Annotated in this window: 13 protein-coding genes; 9 read left to right on the forward strand and 4 right to left on the reverse strand. The window is 72.8% G+C overall.

What is annotated here, in order from left to right; translation table 11 throughout:
* Window positions 1-100 precede the first annotated feature (100 nt).
* Window positions 101-1204: a PP2C family protein-serine/threonine phosphatase gene (locus HUT19_RS19330; protein WP_254885653.1), complete on the reverse strand. Its 1104-nt coding sequence runs from the start codon at window positions 1202-1204 to the stop codon at window positions 101-103.
* A gap of 139 nt (window positions 1205-1343) precedes the next feature.
* Between HUT19_RS19330 and HUT19_RS19335 the strand changes: the two genes are divergently transcribed.
* Window positions 1344-1685 carry a hypothetical protein gene (locus tag HUT19_RS19335; protein WP_176181676.1) on the forward strand — a complete coding sequence of 114 codons (342 nt, stop codon included), beginning with the start codon at window positions 1344-1346 and terminating at the stop codon, window positions 1683-1685.
* 162 nt (window positions 1686-1847) lie between these two features.
* Window positions 1848-3263: a DUF1996 domain-containing protein gene (locus HUT19_RS19340; RefSeq protein ID WP_254885654.1), complete on the forward strand. Its 1416-nt coding sequence runs from the start codon at window positions 1848-1850 to the stop codon at window positions 3261-3263.
* Between the two features lie 116 nt (window positions 3264-3379).
* On the opposite strand, the gene HUT19_RS19345 is transcribed toward HUT19_RS19340, so the two are convergent.
* Entirely contained in the window at window positions 3380-3823 is a 444-nt protein-coding gene (locus tag HUT19_RS19345) for a hypothetical protein (RefSeq protein ID WP_176181677.1), read from the reverse strand.
* Between the two features lie 119 nt (window positions 3824-3942).
* Complete coding sequence (locus tag HUT19_RS19350; protein WP_176181678.1) at window positions 3943-4671, reverse strand: VCBS repeat-containing protein; 729 nt, start codon at window positions 4669-4671, stop codon at window positions 3943-3945.
* Window positions 4672-4733: 62 nt separating this feature from the next.
* On the opposite strand from HUT19_RS19350, the gene HUT19_RS19355 reads away from it, so the two are divergent.
* Together HUT19_RS19355 and HUT19_RS19360 are read left to right on the forward strand one after the other, a co-directional pair.
* The gene (locus HUT19_RS19355; RefSeq protein ID WP_176181679.1) at window positions 4734-5183 is read left to right on the forward strand and encodes a hypothetical protein; all 450 of its coding nucleotides are present in this window, start codon (window positions 4734-4736) and stop codon (window positions 5181-5183) included.
* A 104-nt stretch (window positions 5184-5287) separates the two neighbouring features.
* Window positions 5288-5962, forward strand: coding sequence for a hypothetical protein (locus HUT19_RS19360; protein WP_176181680.1), 675 nt, complete (start codon window positions 5288-5290; stop codon window positions 5960-5962).
* 47 nt (window positions 5963-6009) lie between these two features.
* On the opposite strand, the gene HUT19_RS19365 is transcribed toward HUT19_RS19360, so the two are convergent.
* Entirely contained in the window at window positions 6010-7560 is a 1551-nt protein-coding gene (locus HUT19_RS19365) for a PepSY domain-containing protein (RefSeq protein WP_176181681.1), read from the reverse strand.
* 215 nt (window positions 7561-7775) lie between these two features.
* Between HUT19_RS19365 and HUT19_RS19370 the strand changes: the two genes are divergently transcribed.
* The 5 genes from HUT19_RS19370 (at window position 7776) to HUT19_RS19390 (ending at window position 12176) form a co-directional block, all read left to right on the forward strand.
* On the forward strand, window positions 7776-8450 hold the full coding sequence (locus HUT19_RS19370; protein WP_254885655.1) for a hypothetical protein: 675 nt from the start codon (window positions 7776-7778) through the stop codon (window positions 8448-8450).
* Window positions 8451-8658: 208 nt separating this feature from the next.
* On the forward strand, window positions 8659-9228 hold the full coding sequence (locus HUT19_RS19375; RefSeq protein ID WP_176181683.1) for a sigma-70 family RNA polymerase sigma factor: 570 nt from the start codon (window positions 8659-8661) through the stop codon (window positions 9226-9228).
* A 77-nt stretch (window positions 9229-9305) separates the two neighbouring features.
* The gene (locus tag HUT19_RS19380) at window positions 9306-9962 is read left to right on the forward strand and encodes a response regulator transcription factor (protein ID WP_176187053.1); all 657 of its coding nucleotides are present in this window, start codon (window positions 9306-9308) and stop codon (window positions 9960-9962) included.
* A 94-nt stretch (window positions 9963-10056) separates the two neighbouring features.
* Complete coding sequence (locus HUT19_RS19385) at window positions 10057-11643, forward strand: sensor histidine kinase (RefSeq protein ID WP_176187056.1); 1587 nt, start codon at window positions 10057-10059, stop codon at window positions 11641-11643.
* A gap of 92 nt (window positions 11644-11735) precedes the next feature.
* Window positions 11736-12176: an NUDIX hydrolase gene (locus HUT19_RS19390; protein ID WP_176181684.1), complete on the forward strand. Its 441-nt coding sequence runs from the start codon at window positions 11736-11738 to the stop codon at window positions 12174-12176.
* Window positions 12177-12199: the final 23 nt, after the last annotated feature.

Consider the following 12199-nt stretch of genomic DNA (forward strand, 5'->3'; position numbering starts at 1 on the left):
GCCCATTCCACCGACAGCCCGGTTCGCCTCGAGCACCGGCCGACCGGCGGTGATCGCGGCGAGTTCCGCCGGCCGTCGGGCAGCGGCGGGTCCGGGTGGTTCACGTGAGCGTGGAGGGACGTGCGCCGTGGTCGTCCTCGAGACGGTCGGCGACGACCATCGCCACATCGTCCGCCAATGACCCCTCCGTGTGGCGCATCAATCGATCGTGCAGCTCATCCAGGAACGCCAACGGGGTGGAGGGGCGGACCGCTGCCATGGCCTCGGCCAGGGGGAAGAAGTTGTTGTCGCGATCCCGGGCTTCGATCACGCCGTCGGTGTACAGCAGCAGACGGTCGCCCGGGGCGAAGGAATGGCTTTCCACTTCGGCGGAAGGGCTGGAGTAGACGTCTTCCAGGCCGAGCGGCGGCAGGGGTGAGGTGGGCAGCAGGGGGCGGACCTTGCCGTTGCTCAGGACCAGTGGGGGCGGATGGCCGCGGTTGACCAGTTGGACCACGAAGGATTCCGGGACCTGGGCGACGAGGACGGTGACGAATTCCTCCGCCCGGACGTCGTGGTCGACCGCCCCCGTCACGGCGCCCTCGCGCCGTAGCGCGGCCGCGCAGTGGTCGACCACCTCGGCCAGGTCGTCCTCGTAGTGCACGGCTTCACGGAAGGCGCTGAGCACGGCGGCGGCCGCGCGGACGGCGTGCAGACCCTTGCCGCGTACGTCTCCGACGATCAGCCGGACCCCGTAGTGGGTGTGCACGGCCTCGTAGAGATCGCCGCCGATCTGGGCCCCGGTCTCGGCCGCGAGGTAGGTGCTGGCCGCCCGCAGCGGGCCCAGTCTGGCGGGGACGGGCCGCAAAATGACCTCCTGGGCGGCGGAGGCGATCCGGCGGATCTGGTCGAGTTCGCTCTGTCTTCGCGTACGCACGGCGCTACTCGTGGTGACGCTGGCCGCGGACACCAGCAGAAGGCCCAGGAGATTGCTGTAGACCTGGTCACTGCCCCAGGCCTCGTTGTAGGTGGCGGTGATCACGCTGATGGTCAGCGCGAAGGCCCCGGCCGCCATCGTGCCCCTGGGGCCCATCGTCACCGCGGCCAGCGCCGGGCTCGCGGTGACGAACGGGCCGGTGTAGAGGAAGTGCGCGGGGGTCAGCTCGATGATCAGCGCGATCAGCACGATCGCGAAGGGCACACACTGCTCGAGTGTGATGACCAACCGACCGTGATCGTCCACCCCCGGCCGAGGTGGTGAGCGGACGAACGACCCCATGGATACAGCCTGCCCCGTCGGCGCACGAGGTTCCACTCCACGGGGTGGGACGTCCCTCCCGGGTGTACCTGACAGGGTTGTGATCATGGATGGGATCACTGGAGGAACGGTTCTCGCCCTGCACGGTGTCTTTCCGGGGACCGCGGGCACCCTCGTCGGACAGCATCCGACCGCGCGGGTGGAGGTACAGCGCGATCACCGTCAGCGCGCCGACACCGAGCGGGCCGAACCCAAGGACGCCATCCTCGAGTTCCCGACCGCCGCGCAGCGGGTGGAGTCGATCCTCGACCGGGAGGCTCATCGGGCTGCCGTCTCCCGGGGAAGCGGAGCGGCGCCATGCCTTCATGGAGGCGGCGCGGGGGAGTTGGAGGGCGGTCGGCCCCGGATGCCGCGATGGAGGCCGCGCCTGACGGCCGGTAGTCGGTAGCGGCCGGGGGATGTGCCGGGTCAGAGGCCGCTTCGGGCCGTCATGGAGAAATTTCGGCGGGCATTGAGAACTATCGCCGCGGTTGCCGTATCTCCTATGACCACATCCATGAAGGGTGGACATGTGAATAAAAAGAAACACAGACGGTCTCGACTGCTCGTCATGACCGTCGCCGGTGTGGCCGCGATGGGTGTCGGGGCCGGCGCCCTTCTGATGACCGACAACGACGCCTCGGCCGGGCAGTCCGGCGAACAGCAGACGTCCGCGCGGGAGACGCTGACCATCAAGTGCCCCGATGTCTCGATCCGTTTGACGCGTGTGCCGCAGCAGGCACGGCCCACGGTGGACGACGAGCTGGCGCGGATGGACAGCCAAGTGGCCAACGCCTACCAGCAGCTGGCCGCACGCGGAACCGGTGCGGACGAGGACTGGGTGAAGTCGCGGGTGCTCGAGCCGCTGTCGACACAGCGCCGCACCGCGCTCATCCGCATCACCACGACGATCGACAAGGTCGCGTCCCGGCCGCAGGGACTGTCCTCGCTGGCGTCCTGCACGGTACAGCGGGACAGCACGGCCACCACCAACGCCGCGGACGGCGCCACCCCCGCCTCGGGTAGTGCCGCCCCCGCCTCGGGTGGTGCCACTCCGGCCGCCGGAGGCGCCACTCCGGCCGCGGGCGGTCAGCAGCCGCCGCAGAGCGGGCCGCAGAAGGCCGACTTCGTGGACATCCGCAGTGTGCGGCCCAACGTCAAGAAGCCCGCGCTCACGGGCAACGCCTCGAAGGGCACCTTCACCACGCGCTGCGGCCGCAACGAGAACAAGCATCTCAACTCGGACAACGTGATCGCCGCCCCCGGTGTGAGCAACGGCGCGCACCACATGCACGACTACGTCGGCAACCTCAAGACCAACGCGTTCGCCACCGACCAGGATCTCGCCGCCGCCGGGACCACCTGCACCAACGGAGACCGCTCGACGCACTACTGGCCGGTCCTGCGGCTGCGCGACGGCAGCGACGAGAAGGACGCGAACCAGGACGGCGGAGGCAAGGACGCCAATATCGGGCGCATCCTCCGACCCGCCTCGGTGAAGCTGACCTTCCGCGGCAGCCCCGTCACCAAGGTCGCCGCGATGCCGAAGTTCCTGCGCATCATCACCGGTGACGCCAAGTCGTTCACCAACGGCACGGCCAACGCCAACGCCTCGTGGAGCTGCACCGGATTCGAGAACCGGCAGCTCAAGGACAAGTATCCGCTGTGCCCGAGCGGCAGCAACGTGGTGCGTACGTTCAACTTCCAGAGCTGCTGGGACGGTAAGAACACCGACAGCGCCAACCACCGCACCCATGTGGCGTTCGCCCGTGCCGACGGCTCGTGTCCGCAGGGCTTCCGGGCGATTCCGCAGCTGGTCCAGCGGATCACCTACAAGATCCAGCCCGGTTCGGCGTTCGCCGTCGACAGCTTCCCCGAGCAGCTGCACAAACCGGTGACGGACCACGGCGACTTCATCAACGTGATGTCGTCGCGGCTGATGGGTAAGGCGGTGCGCTGCATCAACAACGGCAGCAAGTGCGGCTGAGCCGACCCTCCGCCGCACACGCTCCTCACAACGCCGTCGCCCCGGCGGACCGGAAGTGTCCGCCGGGGCGACGGCGTACCCGCGCGTGTTCCCGTCGTTCCCGTGGTCCCCGTGGTTCAGGCGGCGGGCGCGGGGCGCAGGCCCAGCGCCTTGAAGGTGATCCGCTGGTCGACGTAGAGCAGGGCCATCGTGGCCGCGGTCATCGTCACGGCGATGGCCACATGTCCCGCCACCGAGGTGACCTGGGCGCCGACGACGCCCAGGAGCAGGTGCAGGCCCAGCCGCAGACCGATCAGGCCGAAAGCGATCTTACGGGTGCGTGAGCCCTTCAGCATGGCCCGGATCAGCTTGATCCTTCCGCGCAGCACCGTGAACCCCACCACCAGGTTGACCAGTCCGAGCGCGGCGATGGCCACCCAGGCGACGTCCCACGCCTGACAGAGGTCGTAGGCACCGCCGCAGACACCCTCGAAGGCGAAGAACCAGACCGGCAGCGGTGTGATGGCCGCGAGTCCGTCCGCCCGCTCCCGCTCCCGCTCCGCGGTGATGGTGCCGGTCATGTCCGCCCCCTGGTGGTGGTGTGCTTCCTTCCTGATGTACCGATCCTGTCGGGTGGCGGCGCCGGTGGGCAGAACCGGCCGTCACCACCTGGCGATGACACATGTCAGTACGCGGTCCGTCAGGGGGCCGGGGGTGTGGAGAGGGCCGAGCCGAAGCCCGCCTTGTCCGTGGCGTAGCCGAACGAATCGGGGCCGAAGAGGATGGAGCCCTCGCCGGTGAGCCCGCCGCCGCTGCCGTAGGTCATGCTCACGGCGCCCGTACCGCGCCACTTGCCGCGCGCGCCGACGGCGAGGTCGGCCTTGCCGTCGCCGTTCACATCGCCGGCCACCGCGCGGTAACCGGCGAACGGCAGACCGACGTTGCGGCCGAGCGGGGTGCTCGACAGACCGGAGCGGGAGCCCGGCAGCACACCGAGGGTGCCCTCGTCGGCCGGGTCGTCGAAGTACGCGACGGTGGCCAGGTCGGCGTGACCGTCGCCGTCGACGTCGCCCATCGCCAGCGCCGAGCCGAACCTGTCCCCGGCCTCGGGCGTTCCGGGCACACCGGCGTGGGACTGGGTCAGCCCCTGGTGGCGGGCCACCTTGATACCGGAGGCGGAGCCGAAGGTCAGCGCCACGTATCCGGCCTTCGCATGGCCCTTGACCGCGGCACCGGGGGCACCGGTGGCGAGGTCGTCGTAGCCGTCGCCGTCCATGTCGGCGGGGGTGGCCTTCCCGACGGCCGGAGCGGTGGGGGCGGCAGGGGCCTTCGTGGCGGTGCCGGGCGCGGCGTACGAGGGGGTGGCGGCGAGAGCGACTCCCGTCACCACGGCCACCACGCCACCGATCGGCAGGATGTGTCTCGGCATATGTGTCCCTTTCCGGTGTGTGTCGCACAGTGGGACACACCACGAGCGCGAGGGGTTGTGGCATGGACGGGGACGACGGCCTGGTGGGCCGCTGGAGCAGCGCGCCTTTCGACTACGGCGCGATGGAATCCAGCGAGCTGGGGTTTCTGCCCGACGGGCGGGGCTGGAGCGTCTGGGCCAGTGCCGGTGAGGGGCTGAGCGCGACCCGGTTCCGGTGGCACTGCCCGGCCCCCGGCCGTCTTGTCCTCCGGGCGGAGTGGCAGACCAGTGGCACCTGGGCGCCAGGCCGAGGGGGCTGGTGCTTTGCCTCGGTGGACTCCAGCGGCCCCGTGGACGGCACGACGGCCACGGCGTACACCCTCGGTCCGGAGACACCGCCCGGGGGCGGGCAGACGCCGCTGTGGGCCGTCCGGTTCGCGGAGTCCGTGGAGTTCAGCCATCTCTTCGCGCGCGAGGAGGGGCCGGTACGCCCGGACCAGGACCCGTCGTCGGGCGATTTCCCCCACCCGTGAACGGTGTCCGAGCAGGGCCGTCGGACGGCGGAACGGGGGCGGAACGAGGAACGGCGGGAGAACGGCCTGTCGCCCGCACAGGTTCATCGGGAATACTGCCCGCCGTGGAGCAGAGCACAGGTCCGATCATCCCGCCCATGCACACCGCCGCCGGGACCGACCCGGGGTACATCCCCGGGCTCACGTCCCCGCGCCCCGCTGACGGGGAGGAGGAACCCCCGAAGGACACCGCGGAACGGCCACCCGAGGACGTCCTCGAGGAGGACGCCGAGACGGACGCCGAGGGCGAGGACGCCACCGACGACCACGCCGACACTGACGCCGACGCCGATGCCGAGGGTGCGGCGGAGGACGAGGACGGGGCCGGGGCTGCCGAGGACGCCGACGCTGACGAGAACGACGGCGACGGACCCGTCTTCGAGGCGTCCGACCACCGCGGTGGCATCGTCGCGCGCCGCACGGGCGTCACCCTCCGCATGGACGGCGAGGAGGCCCAGTTCGACTGGGACGAGATCGGGGCGGTCGAGGTCGACACCCCCCGGTTCAAGAAGCGGTTCTCCGTCACCGTCTACGCCACCAACCGCCGCTGGTACGAGGTCGAGGTCCAGTCGTCGTCCCGGAGTCTGCTGAAGACGTGGACCGAGGAGCTGGACGCGGTGCTGGACGCCTACTTCGACGACGCCAAGCCGGAGACCGAGCCGGACACCACGTCCGAGACCACGTCCGAGACCACGTCCAAGGCCGAGGCGGACGAGAAGGCTGCGGACGACGAGGACTGACCCGCGGGGCGACTGACGGGCGGGGCCGCGCCGGCCCCGCCCGCCCCTCACCCGCCCGCTGAGGCGCGGTCGCGGCGCCGGTGGGCGATCCGGCCCAGCACGATGTCGAACACCAGGAACGCGGCCAGCGGGATCCCCAGCAGCGGCAGGTAGTACCCGAGCAGGGCGACCGCGGCGGCCGACGGGAGGAGGACGTACGGCGACACCTCGCGCCACGCGCCGCGCGGGACGGGACGGCCGAAGGCGGAGCCGCGGCCGCGCTGCCACCACATCCGGTACCCCCACACGATCAGCAGGATCAGCGCCAGCGCCAGGACGGCCAGGGCGATCTGGTTGACGAGGCCGAAGAGATTGCCGGTGTGCAGATCGATGCCCCAGCGGGTGAGTTTGGCGAGCACCGGGTAGTCGGCGAACCGCTGGACGTCGGTCACCTCGCCGGTCGCCGGATCGACGGCCGCCGCGTCCTGCTTCTCCGGCCAGCTGCGCTGGATCTGGCTGACGACGTACGCCTGGTCGGGCCCGGCGGGCGGCACGATCTCCACCGGGTTGTCCAGGCCCTTGGCACGGGCCGCCTTCCGTACGGCGTCCAGGCCCACATCGGCGGTGTGCGCTCCGCCGCCGCCCGAACCCCCGTGGTCCATCCCCGGCGTGGATCCCGGTCCCGCGCCGTGGCCCGCGTGTTCACCGCCACCGCCGGTACGGTCGCCGTCCAGCGTGGCGGAGACGGCGGGGGTGGTCTGGCCGAGCGCGGACCGCAGGTCGCCGACGCTCGTCCCGGCGTAGGTGGACCAGGTGAGCCCGGTCGCGGACAGGAAGAACAGCCCGAGCGCCACCCACACCCCGACGGAGCCGTGGAACGACAGCGTGCGCCGACGGCCGGTGGCGGAGCGGTCGGGGACGGCGACGGCGCGCACCCCGCGCCGGGTGCCCCGGCGGCGGTGCGCCAGCCACAGCACCAGACCCGCTCCGGTGATCACCCACAGCCAGCTGGCGGCGAGTTCGCTGTAGAGCCGGCCGGTCTCGCCGAGGTGCAGATCGCGGTGGAGCTCATCGATCCAGGTGCGCAGCGGGAGGGCGCCGGACGAGCCGTACTGCTCCAGCGCACCGCGCACCTTCCCGGTGTACGGGTCGACGAACACGGCCAGGGTGTGGCCGGAGTCGACGCCCGTCACGCCGGACAGCAGCACCCGGGTGGTGGCACCGTCCTCGGGCGACGGCCGTACGGCGCTGATCTCGCCCTCGGGGTGGGCCTCGCGGGCGGCGGCCACCTGTCGGGAGAGCGGCAGCTCGGTGTCCCCGACGGGAACGCGCAGTTCGTGGTCGTAGACGATCTTCTCGGCCTGGAAGGACCCCGCGTAGAGCAGTCCGCTGACGGCGGCGATCAGCAGGAACGGCGCGATCAGCACCCCCGCGTAGAAGTGCAGCCGCAGCACGAGGGGGCGCAGGGCCGCCCAGGAGAAGCGGCGGGCGGTGCCGGGGGACTTCTCCGGTGCGGGATCCGGTGACGCGGTGTCCGGTCGTGCGGTGTCCGGTCGTGCGGTGTCCGGGGACTCGTCCGCGGCGGCGTCCGCGGCGGCGGAGAGGGGTTCTGCGGTCATGGACGGCTCCCGGATCGATGGGCAGGTCGGTCGTGCCGCACGGGGGCGGTCCGCACGACGGCACAGGGGTGCCGGTCAAGTGGTCGGTCAAGTGGATGGCTGAGTTCCGGAGTTCTGGGTGTGAGCTGGCACACACTGCCCCCGTTTGTCATGCGGGGACGAAGATTCGGCCGGGGCTCCTGTCCCGCGCGGCGGCCGCTGGCACGATGACGGCCATGGCCACCGGGTCGACCTTCCGCCTCGCGCGAGCCGCCGTGTTCGCGGCGGTGTGCGTTGTGGTCACGGCCCTCGGACACGCGCTGATGTCCGGCGTCACCCTGCCGCTGTGGTCGGTGGCCTGCGCGTTCGCCGGGACGACGGCGGTCGCGTGGTGGGCGGCCGGACGGGAGCGCGGAGCGCTGGCCGTCACCGGTTCGACGGTGATCGCACAATGCGGGCTGCACATCCTGTTCCTGCTCTCGGCGACGGTGGGCGCAGCCCCCGCCCACGGAGGCATGCACCACTCCATGCCGATGCCCGCGCCCATGCACCACGGCGCGGACACGGTGGCCTCGGTGGGTTCGATGCACTCGATGCACTCGATGGGTTCGGCGGGGCCGGACTGGCCCTGGCACGGCAGCGGCGGGATGGCCCTCGCCCATCTGTTCGCCACGCTCATCAGCGGAGTGTGGCTGTGGCGCGGTGAGACCGCCGCCTTCCGGCTCGGCCGGGCGCTCGCGGCCGCCGTGTTCGTACCGCTGCGCATCGCCCTGCGGATGCTGGGCGCGGGGACGGCCGAACCGCCCGCGTGGTCCTCCGTGCCCACCGCCGCACGCCGGTTGCGGGGCGCGCTGCGGTGGCAGGTGATCCGCCGCAGAGGACCGCCGGGGCATCCGCTCCCCTGCCACTGACCGCCCTTCCTCCGCGTGCCCCTCTCCCGGCGCACCGGTGAGGGCGGAGTACCGGCGCCCGTTCCGGCGCCGGATCGATGCCCCGGTACCGCGGGCCCCGTGCCCCTCCCGGCCGCCGTCCGCGCACGCCCCGCGCCCACCGCGCGGTGCGCGGTGCGCCGCACCCGTGCCCGCGGACCGTCCACCGCCACCGGAAGGACGTTCGACGATGCCCGCTGCCCTGACCGAAGCTGTCGAGGACAACCGGCGGGTCACCGCCTGGGCCCTGGCCGCCCGCGACGGTGACCCCGACGCCGTGGAGCGGTTCGTCCGCGCCACCCGCCACGATGTGCGCCGCTTCGTGATGCGCCTCGGCGCCGATCCGCACGCCGCCGACGACCTCCTCCAGGAGACGTACTTGAGGGCGCTGACCGGGCTGCCGACGTTCGCCGGGCGCTCCTCCGCCCGTACCTGGCTGCTGTCGATCGCCCGCCGCGTGGTCATCGACCGCTACCGCAGGGCCGCCGCCCGCCCCCGGCTGCTCGACACCGACGACTGGCAGGAGATCGCCGAACGGGCCCAGCCCGTCGGGCTCCCCGGCTTCGACGAAGGGGTGGCGCTGCTCGATCTGCTCGAGGAACTCGACCCGGCGCGGCGCGAGATGTTCCTCCTGACGCAGGTGCTCGGGCTGCCCTACGCGGACGCCGCCGAGGCGACCGGCTGTCCCATCGGCACCGTGCGCTCCCGAGTGGCCCGCGCCCGGGAGGAGATGACCGCGCTGCTGGCGTCGGCGGCCTGAGGGCGGTGGCGTCGGGCACGAGTCGGTCCCGACGCCCCGGTACCGTGGGCCCCATGACCGGGGGAAGGGCCGAGCCGATGATCCGAGTGCTGCTCGCGGACGACGAGCCGATGATCCGCGCCGGGGTGGCGGCCATCCTCGGCGCGGCCGGGGACATCGACGTCGTCGCCGAGGCCGGGGACGGCCACCAGGCCGTGGAACTCGCCCTGAAGCACCGCCCGGACCTGTGTCTCCTCGATATCCGGATGCCCCGGCTCGACGGGCTCGAGGCGGCGGCCGAACTCGGCCGGGTGCTGCCCGAATCCGCCGTCGTGATGCTCACGACCTTCTCGGAGGACGCGTACATCGCGAGCGCGCTCGGCTCCGGCGCGGCCGGGTTCGTGCTCAAGTCCGGCGATCCGCGCGAGCTGATCTCCGGAGTGCGGGCGGTGGCCGAAGGCGGCGCGTATCTCACCCCGTCCGTGGCGCGGCGGGTCATCAGCCACCTGGGCACCGGGCAGTTGGGCAGGCGGGCCGACGCCCGCGCCCGGACCGAGCAGCTGACCGGGCGCGAGCGTGAGGTGCTCGCCCTGGTCGGCTCCGGTCTGTCCAACGCCGAGATCGCCCGGCGGCTGCATCTGGTCGAGGGCACGGTGAAGGCGTACGTCAGCCAGGTCCTCGCCCGCCTCGGGGTCAGGAACCGGGTGCAGGCGGCGATCCTGGCGTACGAGGCGGGACTTGTGCCCCAGGAGTGACCCGGACCGGGGATGGTCTCCTTACTTTCGTCGGGGGCGCCCGACGGGGCCGATCGACGATGCTGGTCCCATGCTGCGCAGTGGGTTCCGACGGATGGTACCGGCGAACGGGCGGGGGTGGGCCTCCCGGCTCCTCGACGCCGCGCGGTGGCTGGCGCTGTGGCTCGCGTTGTGGCTGCCGCCGGCCTCCGAGGCGGCGCTCTCCTCGTACGGCCGGGCCAAGGTGGTGGCGGCCGCCGCGGCACCGCTGCTGGCCGCGGCGGTGGCGATGGGCCGCCGGTGGCCGCTGGCCGCGCTCGGGGTCCCGGTGGCACTCAGCCTGGCCCTGAGCACGCAGATGTTCACCCCGCTGTACTGGCCCGCGCTGGCGGTGTTCGGCTACCTCACCGGATGCCGGACGGCCACGGCCCGCCCCGTGCTGTGGTTCCTCGGCTCGGTGGCGGTGGCCGGACTGCCGCTGTGCGTGGTGGTCGAACGGGATCTGTGGGCGTGGCCGTCCCTGCTGCTGACCCTGCTGGGCACCGCCGGACTGCCGTGGCTGCTGGGCCGCTACCGCCGCCAGTACGCCGAACTGGTGCGGCTGGGCTGGCGGCTGGCCGACCGGATGGAGCGCGAACAGCGGGTCGTCGCCGAGCGCACCCGCTACCGCGAACGGGCCCGGATCGCGGGCGACATGCACGATTCGCTCGGCCACGAGCTGACGCTGATCGCGGTGCGGGCCGCCGCCCTGGAGATCGACGCCACGCTCGCCCCGCGCCAGCAGCGGGCCGCCGGGGAGCTGCGGGAGGCCGCGGGCACCGCGACCGCGCGGCTGCGGGAGATCATCGGGGTGCTGCGCGCGGACGAGGAAACGCAGGGGGAGGACCGGCCCGCCGCCGCCCCTCCCGGGGAGAGCGCCGAGACCCTGGTCGCGCGCGCCCGTGCCTCCGGGCTCGACGTCACCCTGGAGCGCCGCGGCGAGTCGGCCGGGTTGCCGCCGATGGCCGCCCTGGCCGTGCACCGGGTGCTCCAGGAGGGGCTGACGAACGCCGCCAAGCACGCACCGGGCGCGGCGGTACGGGTCCGTCTGGTGCGGACCGAGGACCCTCCGGCCGTCGCCCTCACCGTCGTCAACTCCCCCGGCGGAGCGGGCCCGCTGCCGGGGGTGGCCTCCGGCGGTGCGGGGCTGGTGGGGCTCGACGAGCGGGTACGGCTCGCGGGCGGTGTGCTGCGCGCGGGACCGGCCCCGGACGGCGGCTTCGAGCTGGCCGCCGAGCTCCCGGCCACGACCGCTCCCCCGCCGCGTGCCGCGGGCGACATCTCCCGGCTCACCACCTCCGGGCGGGAGCTGACCCGGGCCCGGCGCCGGGTGCGGCGCCAGCTCATCCAGGCCGTGGTGGCACCGGTGGCGGCGCTGGCCGGGATCCTGGTGCTGATGATCCCCGTCAGCCTGGTGAGTTCGTCCTTCTCGGTGCTGGACCGGGGCACGTACGACCGGCTGGCGGTGGGCACCCCTCGGGACGACGTGACGCCACGGCTGCCGCTGTTCACCCGGGACGGGCCGCCCGACGACTCCCCGGCCCCGCCCCGTGGCCGGACTTGCGTCTACTACAGCACCGGGCTGATGTCCTCCGACGCCTACCGGCTGTGCTTCGCCCGGGACCGGCTGGTGTCCAAGACGCTGCTGACGCGGGGGCCGTGAGCGGGGCATTGCTCATCCCCGGACAACAGCGGCCCGGTACGGAAGGCGCGTTGCTACGGTGAAGCCCCGTCGGCCGAGAGGGCTTCAGAATCGTGAGCGCTGACCGTCCGCACTCCGTGCGCGTCGCCGGAGTGGTCGTCGACACGCGGGGCCGGGCGCTGCTGGTCAAGCGGCGGGACGGCGGCGGCTGGGAGCCGCCGGGCGGAACGCTCGACGCGGCCGCCACCATCCCCGAGGCGCTGCGCCGCGAGATCCTCGCCGAGACGGGTGTCACCATCGCGCTACCGGCCACGCTCACCGGCGTCTACAAGGACATGACCGGGCTGGTCGTCTCCCTGGTCTTCCGCTGTACGGCGCTCGACGGCGCCCCCGTCACCGGCCTCCGGACCCGCGCCTGGCGCTGGGCCACCCGCACGGAGGTCGCGGACCTGGCCGACGCGGCCCGCGCGGCCCGGATCCTGGACGCCCTGAACGCCGTGGACACCCGCACCGCACCGGTGGTCGGGGCCCACGACGGGGTCGCGACCCGCTGAACCACCGCGCTGAGCGGCCGCAC

The organism is Streptomyces sp. NA02950 (genome assembly GCF_013364155.1).
Classification (GTDB): domain Bacteria; phylum Actinomycetota; class Actinomycetes; order Streptomycetales; family Streptomycetaceae; genus Streptomyces.